The sequence below is a fragment of the Paenirhizobium selenitireducens ATCC BAA-1503 genome, assembly GCF_900492185.1.
Classification (GTDB): domain Bacteria; phylum Pseudomonadota; class Alphaproteobacteria; order Rhizobiales; family Rhizobiaceae; genus Allorhizobium; species Allorhizobium selenitireducens_A.
This window is the reverse complement of record NZ_UEYP01000019.1, coordinates 1-18,537: the sequence shown is the minus strand read 5'-3', so window position 1 is coordinate 18,537 and position 18,537 is coordinate 1. Positions and strand designations below refer to the sequence as shown.

Annotated in this window: 19 protein-coding genes, 1 tRNA gene and 2 pseudogenes; 14 read left to right on the top strand and 8 right to left on the bottom strand. The window is 59.6% G+C overall.

Annotated features, from left to right (window positions below):
• Window positions 1–42 precede the first annotated feature (42 nt).
• Window positions 43–927, bottom strand: coding sequence for a DMT family transporter (locus tag RHIZ70P_RS20565; protein WP_115672331.1), 885 nt, complete (start codon window positions 925–927; stop codon window positions 43–45).
• 187 nt (window positions 928–1,114) lie between these two features.
• Here RHIZ70P_RS20565 and RHIZ70P_RS22845 point away from each other — a divergent pair, with 187 nt between their 5' ends.
• From RHIZ70P_RS22845 to RHIZ70P_RS20545, 5 genes are all read left to right on the top strand, one after another.
• Window positions 1,115–1,324, top strand: a complete 210-nt coding sequence (locus RHIZ70P_RS22845) for a hypothetical protein (RefSeq protein ID WP_147294036.1) — start codon at window positions 1,115–1,117, stop codon at window positions 1,322–1,324.
• A complete protein-coding gene (locus RHIZ70P_RS20560; RefSeq protein ID WP_115672412.1) occupies window positions 1,314–2,723 on the top strand; it encodes a circularly permuted type 2 ATP-grasp protein in 1,410 nt (469 codons plus the stop codon). Before RHIZ70P_RS22845 ends, RHIZ70P_RS20560 begins: the two co-directional genes overlap by 11 nt.
• Before the next feature lie 7 nt (window positions 2,724–2,730).
• The gene (locus RHIZ70P_RS20555) at window positions 2,731–3,672 is read left to right on the top strand and encodes an alpha-E domain-containing protein (protein ID WP_115672414.1); all 942 of its coding nucleotides are present in this window, start codon (window positions 2,731–2,733) and stop codon (window positions 3,670–3,672) included.
• Window positions 3,673–3,699: 27 nt separating this feature from the next.
• A complete protein-coding gene (locus RHIZ70P_RS20550; protein WP_115672329.1) occupies window positions 3,700–4,524 on the top strand; it encodes a transglutaminase family protein in 825 nt (274 codons plus the stop codon).
• Between the two features lie 126 nt (window positions 4,525–4,650).
• A complete protein-coding gene (locus RHIZ70P_RS20545) occupies window positions 4,651–5,094 on the top strand; it encodes a hypothetical protein (protein ID WP_115672327.1) in 444 nt (147 codons plus the stop codon).
• A 20-nt stretch (window positions 5,095–5,114) separates the two neighbouring features.
• On the opposite strand, the gene RHIZ70P_RS20540 is transcribed toward RHIZ70P_RS20545, so the two are convergent.
• Window positions 5,115–5,582, bottom strand: a complete 468-nt coding sequence (locus RHIZ70P_RS20540; RefSeq protein ID WP_115672410.1) for a MarR family winged helix-turn-helix transcriptional regulator — start codon at window positions 5,580–5,582, stop codon at window positions 5,115–5,117.
• 358 nt (window positions 5,583–5,940) lie between these two features.
• Here RHIZ70P_RS20540 and RHIZ70P_RS20535 point away from each other — a divergent pair.
• A tRNA-Arg gene (locus RHIZ70P_RS20535) sits at window positions 5,941–6,017 on the top strand.
• Between the two features lie 840 nt (window positions 6,018–6,857).
• On the opposite strand, the pseudogene dnaE2 reads toward RHIZ70P_RS20535, so the two are convergent.
• The 3 genes and pseudogenes from dnaE2 to RHIZ70P_RS23100 all read right to left on the bottom strand — a co-directional run.
• Window positions 6,858–7,238, bottom strand: a pseudogene (gene dnaE2, locus RHIZ70P_RS20530) (error-prone DNA polymerase); the annotation flags it as partial.
• 185 nt (window positions 7,239–7,423) lie between these two features.
• Complete coding sequence (locus RHIZ70P_RS20525) at window positions 7,424–7,738, bottom strand: hypothetical protein (RefSeq protein ID WP_115672325.1); 315 nt, start codon at window positions 7,736–7,738, stop codon at window positions 7,424–7,426.
• A gap of 33 nt (window positions 7,739–7,771) precedes the next feature.
• Window positions 7,772–7,984, bottom strand: a complete 213-nt coding sequence (locus tag RHIZ70P_RS23100; RefSeq protein ID WP_181904089.1) for a hypothetical protein — start codon at window positions 7,982–7,984, stop codon at window positions 7,772–7,774.
• 95 nt (window positions 7,985–8,079) lie between these two features.
• On the opposite strand from RHIZ70P_RS23100, the gene RHIZ70P_RS20515 reads away from it, so the two are divergent.
• The 6 genes and pseudogenes from RHIZ70P_RS20515 (at window position 8,080) to RHIZ70P_RS20490 (ending at window position 12,347) form a co-directional block, all read left to right on the top strand.
• Window positions 8,080–9,216 (top strand): hypothetical protein, encoded by a 1,137-nt coding sequence (locus tag RHIZ70P_RS20515; protein ID WP_147294035.1) that lies wholly within the window; start codon window positions 8,080–8,082, stop codon window positions 9,214–9,216.
• Between the two features lie 101 nt (window positions 9,217–9,317).
• Window positions 9,318–10,385 (top strand): hypothetical protein, encoded by a 1,068-nt coding sequence (locus RHIZ70P_RS20510; RefSeq protein ID WP_147294034.1) that lies wholly within the window; start codon window positions 9,318–9,320, stop codon window positions 10,383–10,385.
• A 57-nt stretch (window positions 10,386–10,442) separates the two neighbouring features.
• Window positions 10,443–10,697 carry a hypothetical protein gene (locus RHIZ70P_RS20505; RefSeq protein ID WP_115672318.1) on the top strand — a complete coding sequence of 85 codons (255 nt, stop codon included), beginning with the start codon at window positions 10,443–10,445 and terminating at the stop codon, window positions 10,695–10,697.
• Window positions 10,698–10,759: 62 nt separating this feature from the next.
• Window positions 10,760–11,017 (top strand): annotated as a pseudogene (locus RHIZ70P_RS20500) (SOS response-associated peptidase); the annotation flags it as partial.
• A gap of 17 nt (window positions 11,018–11,034) precedes the next feature.
• On the top strand, window positions 11,035–11,661 hold the full coding sequence (locus RHIZ70P_RS20495) for a hypothetical protein (protein ID WP_115672316.1): 627 nt from the start codon (window positions 11,035–11,037) through the stop codon (window positions 11,659–11,661).
• Window positions 11,658–12,347 (top strand): hypothetical protein, encoded by a 690-nt coding sequence (locus tag RHIZ70P_RS20490; protein WP_115672314.1) that lies wholly within the window; start codon window positions 11,658–11,660, stop codon window positions 12,345–12,347. Before RHIZ70P_RS20495 ends, RHIZ70P_RS20490 begins: the two co-directional genes overlap by 4 nt.
• An 11-nt stretch (window positions 12,348–12,358) precedes the next feature.
• Here the strand turns inward: RHIZ70P_RS20490 and RHIZ70P_RS20485 are convergent, their stop codons facing one another.
• Together RHIZ70P_RS20485 and RHIZ70P_RS20480 are read right to left on the bottom strand one after the other, a co-directional pair.
• The gene (locus tag RHIZ70P_RS20485; protein ID WP_115672312.1) at window positions 12,359–14,272 is read right to left on the bottom strand and encodes an AAA family ATPase; all 1,914 of its coding nucleotides are present in this window, start codon (window positions 14,270–14,272) and stop codon (window positions 12,359–12,361) included.
• Between the two features lie 54 nt (window positions 14,273–14,326).
• Window positions 14,327–14,941, bottom strand: coding sequence for a hypothetical protein (locus RHIZ70P_RS20480; RefSeq protein ID WP_115672310.1), 615 nt, complete (start codon window positions 14,939–14,941; stop codon window positions 14,327–14,329).
• 202 nt (window positions 14,942–15,143) lie between these two features.
• On the opposite strand from RHIZ70P_RS20480, the gene RHIZ70P_RS20475 reads away from it, so the two are divergent.
• Window positions 15,144–17,441: a hypothetical protein gene (locus tag RHIZ70P_RS20475; RefSeq protein ID WP_147294033.1), complete on the top strand. Its 2,298-nt coding sequence runs from the start codon at window positions 15,144–15,146 to the stop codon at window positions 17,439–17,441.
• Window positions 17,442–17,572: 131 nt separating this feature from the next.
• Window positions 17,573–18,016 (top strand): hypothetical protein, encoded by a 444-nt coding sequence (locus tag RHIZ70P_RS20470; RefSeq protein WP_147294032.1) that lies wholly within the window; start codon window positions 17,573–17,575, stop codon window positions 18,014–18,016.
• Window positions 18,017–18,081: 65 nt separating this feature from the next.
• Here RHIZ70P_RS20470 and RHIZ70P_RS20465 read toward each other — a convergent pair whose 3' ends face one another.
• Window positions 18,082–18,423 carry a hypothetical protein gene (locus RHIZ70P_RS20465; protein ID WP_115672307.1) on the bottom strand — a complete coding sequence of 114 codons (342 nt, stop codon included), beginning with the start codon at window positions 18,421–18,423 and terminating at the stop codon, window positions 18,082–18,084.
• Window positions 18,424–18,537: the final 114 nt, after the last annotated feature.

The window sequence follows — 18,537 nt, the reverse complement described above, 5'->3', positions numbered from 1 at the left end:
AATTGGCGCGGCCCCGGCCGCGCCTTTTTCCGTATCGGCCCGTCAGTCGTCCTTCACGGCGGGCTTGCGATTGGTCAGATAGACGCCGATCACCACCACGATCGTCCCGACGATCATCGGCACGGTCAGCCGCTCGCCGAACATCAGCGCCGCTTCCAGCGCCGCGAGCGGTGGCACCAGATAGATCAGCGACGCCGCCTTCGACACATCGCCGCGCCGGATCAGATAAAGCAGCAACGCCACCGCGCCCATCGAAATGCCGAGCACCGACCAGGCAAGTGCGGTGAACAGTTCGATGCCCCATTCGACACGCAGATCCTCGAGCACAAGTGCTGCCGGTACGGTGACGATAAGCGCGCCGACATATTGCAGCGTCGCGACCGCCCTCAGGTCCCCTTCCCGCAGGAAGCGTTTCTGGTAGATCGTACCGACCGTTACGCAGGCCATGGCCAGCACGTTGATCGCCACCGCATAAATCGGGATCGAACCGGAATCGAGCGCCAGCACATTAGGCAGGACGGCGATGGCGATCCCGGCAAAGCCGAGAACGAGGCCCAGGCGCTGGCCGCCGGTGAGGGCCTCGCCGACGAGCAAGGCCGCGGCTATGCCGGTCATCAGCGGCTGCAGCCCGGCGATGATGCCGGACAAGGCGGCGGGTACACCCTGGCCGATCGCCCACCAGACCATGCCGAGATAGAGACCGTGCAGGAACATGCCGGAAACGATCGCATGCCGGATGGCTGCCCGGCTTTTCGGCCAGGCCACCCCGGCGATCCGGCAGACCAGATAGAACAGGACGACGGCGGCACTGTAGCGCAGCACCAGGAAGGTCAGCGGATCGGCGAACAGGCCGGCATATTTCGCCACAACCCATCCCGTCGACCACAGGAGAACGAAGAGCGCTGGGGCAAGGCGACCAAGGGTCATGGGACGTCTCCGAGCAAATCCGGGCTGCCGGAATGCCTCGCGCTTCCCGATCGCCTGGTGACTAGCGGCGACAGGAGGAGGCGTCAAAGGAGTTTTCCTTCCGCAAGCCATCAATTCCGCTGAACCGAGCGGACTTCAGATTTTTTTTCCCGGCAGATGACGGCTATATTTTAGGCAAGATGCGGAAATGCGACAGGTCTCCAAACAGGCATTCGTCAACGCCATCGGCGCAACCGGGCGATACAACCGGGAGATCGCAAGAAAACTGATGGAAAATTGGGCGCCTGCCGATTTTTCGCGCCGGCGAAATTCTTCATGTCCGGCCCACCCGCTCCTTGCATTGGCAAATGGCTTGTATTCAAATGAAAAAAAAGGGGATGGCGCCGTTGGCATTTGACGAAATGATGAATGCGGACAGAAGTCCGCGACCGCCTTACCAGAACTACCATGACTGGTACTCCCAGCAGGATCCGGCCCGACTGATCGCCAAGTCGAGGGATGCCGAGAACATCTTCCGCAAGACCGGCATCACGTTTGCGGTCTACGGCCACGAGGACTCCTCGGAAAAGCTCATCCCCTTCGACATCATCCCGCGCATCATATCCGGCCGCGAATGGCGCAAGCTCGCTCAGGGCATCGAGCAGCGCGTTCTGGCGCTGAACGCCTTCCTCGACGACATCTACCACAAGCAGGAGATCATCAAGGCCGGCCGCATTCCCCGCGAACTGATCGAGAAGAACGTCGCCTTCCTGCCGGAAATGATCGGTTTCCGGCCGCCGGGCGGCGTCTACACCCACATCGTCGGCACCGACATCGTCCGCACCGGCGAGGACCAGTTCTATGTGCTGGAGGACAATGCCCGCACGCCGTCCGGCGTTTCCTACATGCTGGAAAACCGCGAAACCATGATGCAGATGTTCCCGGAACTGTTCCAGGTGAACAAGGTGCAGCGCGTCGAGGACTATCCGCACCTGTTGCGCCAGTCGCTCGCCTCGCTCGCGCCTCCCGGCTGCAAGGGCAAGCCGCGGGTCGCGGTCCTGACCCCCGGCATCTTCAATTCGGCCTATTACGAACATTCCTTCCTCGCCGACATGATGGGCGTGGAACTGGTGGAGGGCTCCGACCTGCGCGTCATCGACGGCAAGGTGAAGATGCGCACCACCCGCGGCTACGAGGCGATCGACGTGCTCTACCGCCGCGTCGATGACGATTACCTCGATCCGATGACCTTCCGCCCCGACAGCTGTCTCGGCGTTCCGGGCATCATGGACGTCTACCGCGCCGGCAATATCACCATCGCCAATGCCCCCGGCACCGGCATTTCCGACGACAAGGCGATCTATTCCTACATGCCGGAGATCGTCGAGTTCTACACCGGCCAGAAGGCGCTCCTGGAAAACGTGCCGACCTGGCGCTGCTCCGAAGCCGACAGCCTGAAATACGTGCTGGAACATCTCGAGGAACTGGTGGTTAAGGAGGTCCACGGCTCAGGCGGCTATGGCATGCTGGTCGGCCCGACCGCGTCGAAGAAGGAGCGCGCCGATTTCGCCGAGAAACTGAAGGCCCGGCCGGCCAACTACATCGCCCAGCCGACGCTGTCGCTGTCGACCGTGCCGGTGCTGGTCAACAAGGGGATCGCCCCCCGCCATGTCGACCTGCGTCCTTACGTACTGGTGTCCGACAAGGTGCGGATCATCCCCGGCGGCCTGACCCGCGTGGCCCTGAAAGCCGGCTCGCTCGTGGTCAATTCCAGCCAGGGCGGCGGCACCAAGGACACCTGGGTACTGGAGGACTGACATGGTCATGCTCGGAAGAACGGCCAACGGCCTCTACTGGATGTTCCGCTACATCGAGCGGGCGGAAAACATCGCCCGCCTGGTCGACGCCGGCCTTAGAATGTCGCTGACCCGCAGCGGTGCCTCCGACGACGACTGGGCCGCCGTGCTCTTGAGCGCCGACGTGCGCGAAGGTTTCGACGCCAGCCATTCCAGGGTGACCGCCGCCGATGCGATCGACTTCCTGCTGCGCGACACGGCCAACCCGTCGAGCGTCATGTCCTGCATCGATTCGGGGCGCAACAATGCCCGCATGGTGCGCACCGCGCTGACCCGCGAGACCTGGGAAGCGACCAACGAGTGCTGGATCGAATTGAAGCAAATGCTCGCCCGCAAGCTGAAATCGGCCGACCTGCCGGAAGTGATCGACACGGTCAAGCGCCGCGCGGGCCTCATCCGCGGTGCCTTCCATGGTTCGATGCTCAGAAACGAGATCTACAATTTCGCCCGCATCGGCACCTTCATCGAGCGCGCCGACAATACCAGCCGCATCCTCGACGTGAAATATTACGTGCTCCTTCCGGCGATCACCCATGTCGGCTCTTCGCTCGACAACATGCAGTGGGAATCGATCCTGCGCTCGGTTTCGGCCCATCGCTCCTATCGCTGGGTCTATGACGGCGAGTACCGGCCGGCCAACATTGCCGACTTCCTGATCCTCAACGGCCAGATGCCGCGGTCGCTCGCCTATTCCTACGAGAAGATCGTCAGCAATCTCGGTTACATCGCCAAGGACTACGGCGAGCGGCTCGCCGCCCACGACACCGCCGAGAAGGTGCGTGAAACGCTGCAATCGACCACCATCGGCGAAATCATGGACCAGGGCCTGCACGAATTCCTCGACCGCTTCATCGCCCGCAACAACCGGCTCGGCCAGGAAATCACCGAGGGCTACCGCTTCTACAGCTGAACCCAGGCCGGCAATGGACAAGAGATCATGCGCTTGAAGATCACCCATACCACGCTCTACCGCTACGAGGCGCCGGTTCTCTATTCGCTGCAGCGGCTGCGGCTGACGCCGCCGACCTGCCCCGGCCAGCACGTGGAAAGCTGGCACATCACCGTCGACGGCGCCAAGGTCGAGGCGGGCTACAACGACCAGTTCGGCAATCACGTGCACCTGGTCTCGACCGACGGCGAGGCCCACGAGGTTCGCATCGAGGCCTGCGGCGAGGTGGTGACCGAGGACCATGCCGGCGTGTTCGGACCGCATGTCGGCTATTGCCCGCTCTGGCTTTTCCAGCGCGACACGCCCCGCACACGGGCCGGAAAACTGACCCGCGACCTGGTGCGGAACCTCTCCGCCAAGGAGCCGCTGGCGATGATGCACGACCTGATGGGGGCGATCCACCAAGCCGTCGCCTATCGCCCCGGGCAAACCGACAGCGAGACGACGGCCGAGCAGGCGCTGGAAGCCGGCCAGGGCGTCTGCCAGGACCATGCGCATGTGATGATCGCCGCGGCGCGCAGCATGGGCATGCCGGCGCGCTATGTCTCGGGCTATCTGAAGATGGACGAGGCGGTCGCCCAGGCTGCGACCCATGCCTGGGCCGAAGTGCACCTTCCAGGCCTCGGCTGGGTCGGCTTCGACGCAGCCAACGATCACTGCCCGGATGCCCGCTATGTGCGGCTGGCGACCGGCCTGTGCTATGCCGATGCCGCACCGGTCTCCGGCATGCGCATCGGCAACGCCGGCGAGGATCTCGACGTCACCGTTCTGGTCGAATCGAAAGGCCAGCACCAAAGCCAGAGCCAGAGCTAAGCTCCGCCCCCATCACCCGCCCCGACCGGCGCGTCGAGCGTCGACGACCGTGATCAATGGCGCTCACAAGCCCGGCGCCACCTTGGCGTGCTTCCCTCGGCGCAATCCATGGGGAGAAGGCGGCCGATGCTGTTTGGAAAATCGCTGTTTCAGTCGGTCGTCGAGCGGCTTGCCGAAGAGGCCGAGGAAGCCGATGGTCCGCCGGCAGACCCGGCCTACCGGATTTCCGGCCTGTCGAGCGGATTTGTCGCCGAAAGCGTCGAAGCCGCACCCACGCAAGCCTTTCGCCTCGACGCCTATCTCGCCCTCATGCCGGACCCCCAGCCAGAAAACACCGAGGCGCCGGCCGTTCCCGCGCATCTTTCGCGGCTGACCATCGCGGAAATCACCGAAGATCTTGGCTTGCGCGCCGACGACGACCGGGACGTGCTGGCCGACAAGCGCCGCGCCTTCGCCCGCCTCAACCATCCGGACCGACAGCCCGCTGCGTTCCGCGACAAGGCCACGACGCGGATGAAGATCGCCAACCTTCTGGTCGACGAGGCGATCCGCAGGCTCGGGCCCGCCTGACTTTCCGATATCCGCTTCGATCAGTCGTAGAGACGCTTCAGGAGCCCGATCAGCTGGTCGCGCGCCGCCTTGCCGCCGAGCTTGGCCAGGAGCCGCTCCTCATGCTCCTGCCAGATCGGCATCAGGTCGTCGAGATAGGCCAGCCCTTGTTCGGTGATGTGAAGCGACTGGACGCGACGATCGACCTCGGACTTGCGCCGCGCGACGAAGCCCTTGTTCTCCAGCCCGTCGACGATGGCGACGAAATTGGCCCGCTGGATGCCCAGCGCCTCGGCCACCTCGCTCTGCTTGGCACCCTGGTTGCGCGTCAAAAGCATGAGCACGGCAAAATCGGTCGGCCGCAGCCCCTTGGCGGAGAAGGCCTCGTTGAAATCCTGGAAGACCGAAAGCTGCGCGCGCCGCAGCCGGTAGCCGACGGCATCCTCGATCATCGAAAAATCTATCACGGAGGCGTTGCGCGCCACCTTGCCGGCCTGATCGTCCCTCATGCGGTCGCCATTCTTGTTCTTGTCCCCCCTTTCCAGACAGAAGGCCTCAGCCGAGCACCCAAGCATCTGGAAAACCAAGAATGATTCTATAGCATTGCATCGTCCGCACAAGGCTTCGCCTTAGCCGCCGGGCAGATGTCGACAGATTTCACCGCCGCCTGTCTCGACCCTGTGAACAGCCCGCGCGGGGCGCGCGCACACGACCCCGCGCGACCGCCCGGCAGCGCAACACCTGTCGCGCCGCGTCGCCGAAACGAAGGACCGCGAATTGCGCATTTTCCGCATTGATGCCGGCGGAAGTCTGGGGTATGACCGCCGAACCGGTTTGACGGCGAGTCACTTGGACCCGCCGACGGATGCACCCGTAGCTCAGCTGGATAGAGTGTTGGATTCCGATTCCAAAGGTCACAGGTTCGAATCCTGTCGGGTGCGCCATTTCATTTAGAGTGACACATATGTCCGGACTAATTACGTTAACTCCGGACGCATGGCACCATGAGAGTGGACTCTTTTTCAATAAAGCCAGCAAATTCATGATGCCTTCTGTCGCGACCGGCCGATAGGTCGCGCCACCGTGCGTCAGCATGAAGCTTTACGTCGCCACATAGATGCGGACTGTGAACGCATAAACTCGGATTAGCCCTGGGGCCTCTCTCCCGAGAGGTGTCTTCGATGCCAAGAAGACCATTCTCATACGGGCGGCTCACTCATGTGACATCCGAGCGTTGTTCGCCATGACAGCCGCCTGCTCAGCCATCTCCCCGCCCATGACGAACCCTTTGTTCAAATTTCGACCATCGATGCCCTGTCGTCTCTCGCCATCGAAGCAGGCGTCTTCCTTCGCGTGCGACGCAGCATCCCCACACGTGCCCGGATTAGGTGCATCAACATTGTTGACAGTAACTCTTGATTGTTGGCCTCTGTAAAAAACGACATGAGGACGGCCGGTTGAGATTCGATGGTTAATTTTTCCAAAATCCTCCATTTTCAGCCGAGATCGGAGAAAATGACCATATTATATCGGCACAATATACATCGACACGCGACCAAAGATCAAAGCCACCTAGTATTTCCTGAGAAAAACCACATCCAAACCGGGACAATATTTTCTCTTTCGAAACAACTTCTGGATTTACTTTCCAAAGCGCCGTTTCGGCCGACTACACAAGATATATGTCGAGTGGGAGCAGGCATCCGCAAAGTTGGGACGGCGAAAAGAATCCTTGGCTGCGAGGATTCATGGCGGCCTACGACCACTTGCCAAGGACACGATCTTCATGGATTCCAATGGAAATTCCGCGCCTTCACCTTCAACGTGTCGATGTGCAGATCCCTGACGTAGATGTCCCGGGCCTGCGGGATTGGTTTCGGCCGATCCCGCGCATCCCCTCCTCCCGCACCGCCGTGAGCGAACTCATCGCCTCGGCCCGTCGGCAACTTGAAGTCGATGTCGCGGTCGGCCGGCCCTGACAGATCTCCCGAAAGATCGAGAAGCTGCTGCGCAACGGGGTGGACGACGCCGCCTCCGCGTTGGACCCCGCCGCTGATGGCCATCATACTGGCGCCGAGCACGACCCTTCTGCGCTTCTCGAACAGCTTCGGCCAGACCACGACGTTCGCCACCCCCGTCTGGTCCTCGATCGTTATGAACCTGACTTGATCGCGGACAGCCGACATCGTTCGCGGAATCCTTCCGGTTCGCGTTGGTTGAGGTTAGGCGACTTCATGCGCCGGAATGCTTTATGTTCCGTATCCGTTCCGTTATCGGAGAGGAGTCAAGCTGGCCTATTTCAGGAAATCGATGATGCCATATGAGCGATTCCGCAGATTTTCTTTTTGAATCAGCCTGCTAGGACGCGCCGGTAAGTGACCGGCTTTGTTGAAGAAATTTCGTAGCCCAGTCGGAGAAAGGCAATCAGGACCTTGAACGAGACACCATCCAGGATATTGTCGGTTCCGCGGATTGTCGGATGTCCGTATCGCACCTTCGTTCCCGGAGACGCATCATGGTCATCGCACTTGCACGCATTGCCGATCTCTTCCGCCGGAGAAAGCCGACGTTCGCGGAAGCTCTCGCAAAATCGGGTTTCCGGCCAGCCAATGCCGCAAGGATCGCAGTGGGAGAGCGGCGCAATCGGGAACGTCTCCTCCGACATCGCGGATGACGAGGCTTGCCGATGAGCCGTCGGTCATCTCCTCTCGATCTGACGACGACGCTGCGTCAAGTGCGCGATCCCGTGATCGCGGTCGAATGCCGGACATGCGGCCGTCAAGGAACTCTCGACCGGGCCGCACTCGTAAAGAAGCACGGAGCCGCCGTCACCTTCGGGAGATTGCGCCGGGCGGCGGCGATGGGCAGCGAGCGGCTGGTCAGTGAGGATGGTGATCAGTGCGGGACGCATTTTCCGTGTCTCACTCAATGAGCGCGCTGGTGATTGTCCTGCCGTATGCTCATAGATAGGGTGAATTCGGGTACGGTGGCATGGGGGTGCCGGGGATGTTCAGGACGAGATTGCTGGCGGCCGCGGCTGCAATGCTTCTTTGTTGTGTCGGTGCCGTGAGCGCGGCCGAAATCGAGAAGTTCGATCTTCCGGGGATCGCGGTGCCGTTCGTGAGCATACGAGGCCCGATCGAGGCGGGTGATGGTGCCAAGTTCGAAACCGTCGTCCGAGGGCTGAACCGGGCATCGGTCATTCTCCAAAGCCCAGGAGGCCTCGTAAAGGAGGCTCTGCATATCGGCGCGACGATCCGGATGGAGGGCTTCGCAACGATGGTGCCCGCCGACAAGGAGTGCTTCTCCGCATGCGGCCTGATCTGGGTGTCAGGCGTACGGCGATACATGTCCGATACGTCGCTCATCGGTTTTCATGCTGCCTATAGAGAAGAGAACGGCGAATACCGGGAGAGCGGTGTCGCAAACGCCGAAATCGGCTCCTACCTCACCCATCTGGGCCTACGCATCGAGGCCATCCGCTACTTCACCATCGCAGGCCCGAACGACTTCCTACTGCTCACGCCCGACAAGGCGCGCGCACTCGGTATCGAGACCTACCAGGTCGATGGCGCAAACATCACCACACCTTCGGCTGCACCTACGGTGGAAATATACGCCGACAGGTTCGTCTCTTATTCGCTGCTGCAATCCCGATGTGCGCCGTTCCTTCAACCGGATCTGACCGCGGTGAAGCGCGCGCACGAGGCCGCTTTCGCCGAAGGCAACAAGCTCGTCGGCTCCGACAAGTGGATAGAACTGTGGACCCCGCTTCTCGATCAGGTGAAGTCCGGATTGAACAAGAAAGGCGCGCTCCTGATCTGCATCGAGACCGAGGCCAGCCTTCGCGGACAAGGGCAGGAGACCGGCATTTATGGGCCGAGCTTTTCGTGCGCCGCTGCCAGGACGCCCACCGAATTGTCGTTGTGCCGCCAGCCGGAACTATGGGCCAAAGATCGCGCCATGAATTCCATTTACATGTGGGTTCGCAACAACGTGGAGAAATCCGTTCGCAAGCGTCTCCTTGAGGTTCAGCGCAGTTGGCTCAAGGATCGCAACGATTGCGGCGGTGACGCGAGATGCCTGAACGCCGTTTACGACCAGCGGCTCAACGAGCTGAGGGCCATTGATCTGCCGAGTTAAGAGGATGTAGGCCGGACCTGCTGCTGTTGCGGCATAGGTTGTCAGGGACTGCCGGGGCATATGCACGTGCATGGTCATCGATTTGAGGGATGCGGGGCGAAATGAAGAGTATCGTTGCAAGGCTGTTGGCGGCGACAGTCGCGATGAGCGCGACATCGGCGGCTGCCGTCGAGATCTCCATGGAACATGGAAACGCGACATCGAAGATCATCGTTACGGGGACGATCGAACGCGGAGATGCCAAGCGCTTCAAGGATTTCTGGGACGAAAACGCCTACGACTCTTTCAGGTTCATCGTGTCGCTGGACAGCCCCGGCGGTAGCTTGATGGACGGTATCGAGATCGGGCAGTTCATACGGAAGAACGGTGCGCATACCGAGGTTCGGCGATATTCTGCGGAGGTCGCAGGCCAATATTACCGAGAGGAGCGACCCGGCGCAGAATGCTATTCAGCTTGTGCTCTTGCTTTCATGGGTGGCGTGGAGCGGGAGGTCGCGGACGATGGCAAAATCGGCTTCCATCAATTCTATGGCGGGAGCAGCACATCGACGACGGAGGTGATGGAAACCACCCAGTACATCTCGGCCTTCCTTGCCGGATATCTGAGGGATATGGGCGCGAAGCCGGAGCTGTTCGAGCGGCTATCCGGGACCTCGCCGGACAACATGTTCGTACCAAGCGCAGCGCAGCTCTCCGCCCTGAACATTGTGCCGCAGCTAGGTTTCCATGAATTCAAGCTGATGCCGAAAGACGGCTTGATTGTCGCAACCGCCGTGAACGAGCAAAATCCCGGCGCGCTCGAGAGGCTGTACGAGATCGAAACCCTGTGCTGGAAGAAGCGTCCTATCATCAATCTCTATGCGGCCGATGATAAACAGGGGCTGTCTCCGGAAATGGCATCCCGTTCGACAACGCACATTGACGGATTTCGGATAGATACGACTGCCGGCAGCTACGAGTACGGCAAAGACAGTATCCGGCTCTATCCGAACCAGAGGCTGTTGGCCTCTCTAGTCATCGATCCCAAAGTCGCCAGAGCTTTGGGCGGTGGAAACGGCATGGTTGTCGTGAACAGTTATACGGCTTCAGGAGTGTTTATCAGCGGACGCATCGAGGCACCGCCCGGTGGAGATGAGGCTATCCTAGCCAGTTTTCGTGATTGTCTTTGATGCCGACGGTGAGGCCGGGCAGTATCTGTAACAACAACAGTGGATAGGGTCAGGCGTATGCAGTGGAAAGACGAGTTCGAGCGAAAGTTCAAATGCAAGGTGCATATGTGGGGGCTGAACATGCAGCGCGTCATGGTTCTCATCGACCGGGAAGATGTGCCTTCGCTATCAGAAATCGACCTGTTCTTTGCTCAAACGCTACCTGATGTGTCGAGCGTAAGGGTCGTCACTGACGGCGACAAATATGTCCATTTCGTCCGGCCTTCGACCGATCAGGCGTGGCGTATCTCCAAGGTTGGAACCAACAGGTAAAGGGTTGCCACTCCACACATCGGGATACGTTCAACCTTGTTTTGCGCGCCCCTTAGGCGATGGGCCGCACGACCGACGATCTCTACGGCTTCCTGACGACCGATCCCGACGAGGTCGTCGCGCCGATCCACAAGGACGCGATGCCCGTCTTGATGCTGGCCGAAGAAGAGGTCGATGTCTTGATGCGTGCCGGATGGGATGAGGCCAAGGCACTCGCCCGCCCGGCACCGGACAACGCGATCATGGTGACCTCCAGGGAGGAGTACGGATCCAGCATTATTTCGAAAGAAGGCGAGCCAGTTCACGTTCGCTTTCTCTGATATTGAGAGGAACACGAATGATTTCGAAGCATCTAATGATTGCCGTCAACTGGTACGGCCCTTACTGGGATCTTGATGAGGTCCGGGCCGAGGCGCGGGCGAATTGGAACCACGGACTTTACATGTGTATCGGCATGCGGCCTTATCAACGGAAGGTGAGCATGCAGTACATCGGCATCGGAGGTGCGGTCCATACGCGGATGACGCACGACCATCACAAGCTTCGCGAGGTCACACGCGAGCGGGCGATATGGCTAGGCGACATTGCCACAGCGGAACCGTCCGGGAAGCGTCTCAAGGCGACAAAGACGACACTCGACTACGCAGAGTGGGTTCATGCGCGTTTCATGCAGCTTCCGCTCAATGAGAAGAAGACGAAGAAGTTGCCTTCGCGGAGCGTCACGGTCCTGAACCGCTGGTTCAAAACCGATTACGAGACGCTACGAAAGAATCGCCCACATCCCGACTGGCCGGATCTAATCGACTATCCCGACCATGACATGCCTGCGCGGATGATCTGGTTCGGCGGCCGCCAGCAGTACTTCCATGCTCCGGATTATGCGCGGCCGGAGCCCGCAGTTCTACCGTCGAAGCGCGTGCGGGTATCCATTGAGGTTGCCGAACAGGAGGCGTCTGAAGATTGAGCGACTGGGTCGACACCACGTCAGATGAGGAAGCTCGCGCCCTGGATCGCGGCATGTGGGAGATTGTGGGCAGCAAGCAGCCCGACGGTACCTTTGTCGCACAGGCCGCGGGGCCTGCTCCCGAGGGCGGTGAATTCTGGTACGACGCGCTCAACCGCATCAAGGACGATCCCGACGAACGGTACGCGATGGCACGTCGCCACCTTCCGCTGCCCGCAGCTTGGCGCGAAATGGCCGTCTCGCTACGGATGAAGATCCGGAAAGCACGGAAGGAGAGGACCGGATACGAAGCCGAGCTGCGGGAGCTTCATCATCTTGCAGCGATGAATAGTTACGCTGGTTACGGCGTAATCCAGCGTGTTCCCTACGCCCGTCTTGCCGCTCTCGACCTCTCATACGACCGTGTCGGATGTGACCACCTATCTCTTCTCGGTGTCACCGATTGCAAATGGATGCGGGAACTCTGGGGTGAGGCCGATAACCAATCCACCGCCTCGGAACTCTACGAGGACATGCTGGCCGCCGACATCAAGAGGATCAGAGCGGATGAGAAGCAGGAACGGGACGAGCTGAGCGAACGCCTAGTCGGCAATCTATACCGCGAGATCGCTGAGGAAAGCTCATCGTCCGCGTCGCCGCCCGAGAGGAGGCGACGCGGAGTATTCGGCTGGCTATTCGGACGCTGACCTGCTTCCTGCTAGCCCGATCGAACCGCCCGTGGCTCGACGCGACCATCGGCATCAAGTGCATCCAGCACTTCCTGCCCCGAGAGTTCGAGTCCGGCCACCAAGGCATCCACTAGCCTCTCGCACGCCGGACGATGCCGCTCCAAGATTTCCGTCGCGCGCAGGAGCTGCTCGTTGAGAACTTTGTCCACCCTGGCGAGGACACTGCGATCCATCCGATTGACGTCGATCATCGGTGCTTCTGAAATGTCGCCCAGCGATGCCAGGCCATCGCCCATGCCGAAAGACCGATCCAATAGAATTGCGGTGCGGGTCGCGTCGTAAAGATCTGAACCCCGGCCTCCCGCTACACCATCATCATGACATCCCAGCAGCAACTGCTCCGCTGCCATACCTCCCAATCCCATGGCGATGGCATCGAGATAGTGCGCCTTCGTCCGACGCGCCCAGGGCCGGCGTCCGAATGTCGCCTTGCCGACGGGCTGGTTCTGCGTCGTCAGAAGGATCCGTGATGAGATCTCGACGCTGACCAGTTCCATGCCGAGAACGACCCCGACGATCGCGTGCCCGATCTCGTGAACAGCATTGACCCTTAACGTCTCGGGAGGGATTTGCGCCGGGATCGGAAGGTACAACAGGACATCCGCCAATTCGACAGGCCTTCGAAGCCTCCTAGCCCGGCGGTGTGCGTTACGGACGATCTTCTGGATGTCAGCGCCGGAGACCCCCTCGGACAGTTCGGCGAGACACCTGCAACGGCCTTCGTCAAGCTCGCCTCGCAAGTGCATTCGGAAGATTGCGGTCCGAGCTTTCAGATCCGGAAGCGGAATTTTGACCTGCTGATCAAGGCGACCGGACCGAAGGATCGCGGCGTCAATCTTATGCGGATTGTTGGTGGCGGCGACGACAATGACCCCTTCGCGCCCTTCAAGGCCATCCAACTGCTCAAGCAAACCGTTGATTGCCTTGGTGTCATAGGATTCATTCTGCGTGCTGCCACAGTCCCTCGATCCGAAAGCGTCGATCTCGTCGATGAACAGGATGCAGGGCGCGTTTTTCCTCGCTTCCTGAAAGCTCCTCTGCATCGCCTTGAGGAAGTCGTTGAGGTAGCCCTTCGCCTGCCATTTCGCATAGGAAGTGACAACGAGACCTGCATTGCAGGTGGCTGCAAGCGCCTTGGCGAAGATCGTCTTCCCGGTTCCCGGAGGTCCGGAAAGCAGAACACCTTTGTCGACGTCGTCCCAGGTGATCTTTCCCGAACGCCAATCATCGAGATCGCGTGCGAGGTCGAGACCCCAGACCTTGGCGTCGCCGTAGCCTTCCATGTCTTCGAGCCTGATATCGGCCAGGACCTCGCCAGTCTGACTGGGTGCGCTTGTTACACTTGGTGCGCCTGCCTGCACCATCTTCTCAACGATGGCAAGAACACGCGGCATAGGTCGGCCCCAGGTCATCGCAAGCTTGAGGCGCCGCCAGTCGCAGTTGATCAAAGCTGCTGCCTGGTCATCGGTGACCTTGGTCTTGTAGCCCCATCTGACGACCCCGCGCACTTGGCGGATGTCGGGTGGCTCGATCTTGACGACGAGATCGAGAGCGAAGCGGAGATCTTCCGGGATCGCATCCTCTGACCGGAAGAAGATAATGGTCTGCTTGTGCTGCAGCATGTCCATCACCGCCTCGATGTGGTGGTCCGAACGGTTCTCATCGAAGATCTTGACGTGATCCTGGAAGCGGTGGTCCGACCGCTTGTCGATGAACATGACCGCCGCCTGGACATAACTTGTCTTCCGTTCCCAGTTTTCGAGAACGATTCCGATCGCGAAATGCGGTACGCGGCGATATGGGCGGATGGCCCGGCTGATGCTTGCATAGGCGAGGAATTCCGGCAGCGAGAAGCCTGCCCGGTCGCGAAGTACGTTTTTCATTGTGTGTGATCCCGAATTTAAGATGATGCGGTCGGCGCTCATGGGCGCGTTGCGTCATCCTCGTATCCGGCGAACCTGGCTCTCCGGACTCAGCAGGTCATCATCGAGATCGACCTCAAGGAATCCTTGAAGGATCAGTGATGCCAGTGTTGGCATCGGCCGCCCTTCCTGGATCGCCGACAGGCATTCCGCAATGGTGAGCGACCCCATCTCCTCGAGGCCGGCCAGCAGACGAATCCTGTCGCCGAGCGGCGGGCGATAGAAACCGTACCGGAGAAGATCCTTCGCGTTCCGGAGACGGACGCTTTCGGCGAAGTCGATCATGGCCACGGATCGGTACCGATGCCCCATGGATTCGATCTCGGCGAACAGCCAGATCGGCGGCACCGGCTCCTCCTGCCCGACGTCGATCAGAAAGGATCCGCCCTCTGTAAGGACGATGAAATCGAGCTGGTACTCGTCGTCTCCGTTCCGGAGCAGCGGCGGTGCCGTGCTCCATCGGGCGACGTCGGGGTCGAGATCCAACAGGCACGCGAAGTCCCTCGCCTGCTGGGATCGGAATTGCGCACGGCCATCGCACTTGATGGTCGCCATCGGTGTGTAAATAGGTGAGAGCGTGACCTTGTGCGGGACGGCATCGTCCCTTCGGTCATCTGAGACTACCTTCATGGCATCCCTCGTAAATGAAACGCAGAACAGGGCGACACCGGACGGAGCCGGAGTGCGTCAGCGTATTCGTATCGAGTGGTGCGCGGAGGTGTTCATGGGCCGGAACGAATACAGAACATTCAGGAGGGCGTCAACGTCGATTTTGCACGGCTAGGGCGAAATAATTGGCGCTGCGATGCCGATTTCGTGGGAGAGTGGCCTATTGGCGATCAACGCGGGGATGACTATGGGAAAACCGTCGAGCAAGCGAACTGAGAGTAAAAAGCTCTCGGCGGCACCTGACTTTGAGGTGTCAAGCTTCGGGATCAGCGAGGAAGACCATCCAGACTTCAAGGCCGCGATGATTGCTGCGGCCGAGGCCAGCATTGCAGAGCTTCCAGAGATAATCGAGCTTTTGAAGCAGCGTTTTCGATCCCACGATCCGCTCGACATCCTTGCCACCTTCACAGCATACGGCTTGACCACGTTTGTCTCGACAAAGGGTGTGGCAGACCGAAACGCTCTGAAAGAAATCCTTCCTCATCATGCGGAACTGCTACAAGCGCTACTGCTCACCATCCCTGCGAAAGAGTGGGGGCATCATCCTCTTACTCCGGATGTCATGCAAACCGTCTTCGACGCTGTCCCCAAGATGGGGCATGCCTTCTTCTTCCAGCGAATCCTTGAGGGGCGACAAGTAGCAGACCCCCAGAAAATGGCGGTGCTGTCGTTACAGCAACGGATAAGGATGCACACGAACGGTATTCGCAACTGGGGCTACATGGGTGACGTGCAACAGATCACGCTCGATCTATATGGACCCCTCGATGCTCAGTTCGCGGCCTATCATGGTTTCACATGTACGGACTTAATCAGCTCGATGGCCGCAGTGCTGGGAGAACTCGAACGACGGTATAGTGAGCACACCAACGTCCTCGCAAAGGTCTTGAAAGGAAAGAAGCCTCAAGAGGTCTTCGACCTTTACTACAAGCACGTCCCAGGGCTCGTGGGCTCATCGAAGAACCTTGCGGACGGACTGCGCGGGATACATCTCGAAGGCGCCAAGGCCCTCGTCATGTCGCACTTCGATCTTCGCCATCAAACCAACGCAACTTTCACCGCGCACGAGGTATCGGCGGTAAGCGGTAAGCCGGAGGAGATCTGCGTTTCCATGCTGAGAGCGATCGCTCTTTCGCCCGCTGCACTGACTGGAACTAAGGAGGAGCACCTATACCTGGGAAACCCAGTCTGGCACGCGCCGGTCATCGATCTCGGACACGAATTCTTCATTCCTATGCCCCAGGCGTTTTTCAGCCACATCCATAGGATTATGGAGAGGCTCGCTACGGAAGCGGGTTTAAAAGAGACGCTGGAGAAGGCTCGGAACGTCTACCTTGAGGGGAAGCTCGACTCCTGCCTGCGAACTGCGCTTCACTCAGCGAACGTGACCCCAGGCGCAAAGTGGAAGATTGGTTCCGAACAGTTCGAGACTGATGCCCTCGTGGTCGTTGACAGAACCGTGCTAATAGCCGAGGCGAAGGCAAATAGGCTGACCCCGGAGGGACTTCGCGGAGCCCCAGACAGGGTGAAGAAGCACGTCCGAGAGATGATCTTGGAGCCTTCAGTTCAGTCGGAAAGATTGAACGGCCTTATCGAGAAGGCCCGGTCTGGCGATGCCGTCTCTCTAGCTACAGTGCAGAAGCTGGGCATCGATCCCGAGAATGTCGATCAGGTTATAAGGATCTCCGTGACGTTGGACGACTTCTCTGTTCTGAGTTCGTCGGTCAGCGAACTCAAGGAGGTCGACTGGGTTCCAAAAGATCATCAGCTTGCTCCGACGATCTCGCTGGCGGACCTCCTGTGCGTGATCGACATTCTCGACAACCCTCTCCTTCTTCTTCACTACCTGAGCGAACGGATGCACTTCCAGGACTCTTACCAGCTCATGGGCGACGAACTGGACTTTCTTGGACTGTATCTGGTCACAGGATTTAACATCGGGAAGCCGGACAAGGAGAACGTGTTCGCTCCTTCGGGTATGTCGGCTCCGATCGATAGATATTACAACAGTCGCGACGCCCAGATCCACATACCGAAGCCACGAGCCTCGCTTTCTCCTCACTTTCGGCAGATCGTTGTCCGTCTATGCGAAAGGCAGCCGACGGGGTGGACTACCGTCGGCCTACATCTGTTGAGTTCAGCCAGCCCGTCGGAGCAACGGGAGATCGAACGACAACTGGTGAAGTTGCGCAAGATCGTTCGAAGAACCTTCAAGGATCCGAAGCACATCAACACCATGTTCATCGCGCCACCGTTGGCAAGGAAAGCGCGCGTCGGATTCTACCTCTTTCCGGAAGAACTCCGCGGCAAGCATCGCGAGATCATGGAGGTCCTCGCCGACGGTGAACTGGGTCAGGAAGGGGTGGAGACCATCACACTTTTCGGCAGATCGACAGAAAACTGGGGCGTTCCATACGAGACCGTTCTGATATCAAAGCGCAAAGACAAACCGCAGCCGTAAACCTCTGCAAACATCTTGAGGATCACATGAAGATCGCATGCTTAGGGTGGGGATCACTCATCTGGAACCCAGGAGACCTTCCGCTCCGATCTCGATGGCATCCCGACGGCCCGCCAATCCGGGTGGAATTCGTGCGCCAGTCCGGAAAGGAAAGCGGCCGTATCACTCTGGTCATCCTTCCATCTGCAGATCAGGTGACATCTCTGTGGGCCGAGATGGATTCCGAAGATCCAGAGGCAGCCAAGGAATCTTTGCGGATCCGAGAAGGAAAGCCGCATCGGCACCACATCGGGGTTTGGCGTGAAGGCCAGTCCGATCCTGCTGCGCTGCCGGGACTGACTGAATGGGCGGCCGTGCGCGAGATTGATGCCGTCATCTGGACAGACCTGCCTCCGAAATTCCAGGGAGAGGACGGGCGCATCCCATCTGCAGAGGAAGTCGTGTCATATCTGCAGGCGCTGCCGGACGACCCTCGGGCGGTGGCTATCGAATATATCCGGAGGGCACCGAGCCAAATCGATACGGCCTATCGGCGAGAGATCGTTCGCCGAGTTCCTGAATGCGCCATAGACTGAACGAGCCTACCTCATAGACTCATCTCTGGTCCGCGGTCGACTTCAGGTTCGTCCTTGCCGCGGGATTACAGGTAGATTTCTCTTTCGAGCCCGAACTCCGCCCTAAGAACTATGCGCCTGACCGCCGGCAGGATTTTGTATTCCACCGATTCCGCATCCATCCCTGCGCCCTGCAACCGGGCAATCTCGATCTCAAACTGTGCAACTTGGCTCATGGTGAGAAGCGGGTCCTTGAGCGCTTCGGAAAGAATGACGCTCATCCTTCTGGTCTCGGACATCATGCTGAGTTCAAGTTCAGCGACGTTCGGATCCTCATCATCATTTTGCTGATCGCCGTCCTCGGCCGCCGCCGACAGGCATTCCGCGATGGTGAGCGCCCCATCTCCTCGAGGCCTGTTGATTTGCACTGAGAGCTGACCCGGGATTTGCGCCGAGAAGTGACCCGCCTTAGGTATCGTCCGTCGTGGTTGGGGTGGTCAAGTTCCTCCGTTTCTCCTTCGTCGCTTTGGGCTCATGGGCCG

Bases quoted from the DNA above. Each gene is read 5' to 3' on its own strand.
- RHIZ70P_RS20565 (WP_115672331.1), bottom strand. From the start codon at position 927: ATGACCCTTGGTCGCCTTGCCCCAGCGCTCTTCGTTCTCCTGTGGTCG.
- RHIZ70P_RS22845 (WP_147294036.1), top strand. From the start codon at position 1,115: ATGCGACAGGTCTCCAAACAGGCATTCGTCAACGCCATCGGCGCAACC.
- RHIZ70P_RS20555 (WP_115672414.1), top strand. From the start codon at position 2,731: ATGCTCGGAAGAACGGCCAACGGCCTCTACTGGATGTTCCGCTACATC.
- RHIZ70P_RS20550 (WP_115672329.1), top strand. From the start codon at position 3,700: ATGCGCTTGAAGATCACCCATACCACGCTCTACCGCTACGAGGCGCCG.
- RHIZ70P_RS20545 (WP_115672327.1), top strand. From the start codon at position 4,651: ATGCTGTTTGGAAAATCGCTGTTTCAGTCGGTCGTCGAGCGGCTTGCC.
- RHIZ70P_RS20540 (WP_115672410.1), bottom strand. From the start codon at position 5,582: ATGAGGGACGATCAGGCCGGCAAGGTGGCGCGCAACGCCTCCGTGATA.
- RHIZ70P_RS20525 (WP_115672325.1), bottom strand. From the start codon at position 7,738: ATGTCGGAGGAGACGTTCCCGATTGCGCCGCTCTCCCACTGCGATCCT.
- RHIZ70P_RS23100 (WP_181904089.1), bottom strand. From the start codon at position 7,984: ATGCGTCCCGCACTGATCACCATCCTCACTGACCAGCCGCTCGCTGCC.
- RHIZ70P_RS20515 (WP_147294035.1), top strand. From the start codon at position 8,080: ATGTTCAGGACGAGATTGCTGGCGGCCGCGGCTGCAATGCTTCTTTGT.
- RHIZ70P_RS20510 (WP_147294034.1), top strand. From the start codon at position 9,318: ATGAAGAGTATCGTTGCAAGGCTGTTGGCGGCGACAGTCGCGATGAGC.
- RHIZ70P_RS20505 (WP_115672318.1), top strand. From the start codon at position 10,443: ATGCAGTGGAAAGACGAGTTCGAGCGAAAGTTCAAATGCAAGGTGCAT.
- RHIZ70P_RS20495 (WP_115672316.1), top strand. From the start codon at position 11,035: ATGATTTCGAAGCATCTAATGATTGCCGTCAACTGGTACGGCCCTTAC.
- RHIZ70P_RS20485 (WP_115672312.1), bottom strand. From the start codon at position 14,272: ATGAAAAACGTACTTCGCGACCGGGCAGGCTTCTCGCTGCCGGAATTC.
- RHIZ70P_RS20480 (WP_115672310.1), bottom strand. From the start codon at position 14,941: ATGAAGGTAGTCTCAGATGACCGAAGGGACGATGCCGTCCCGCACAAG.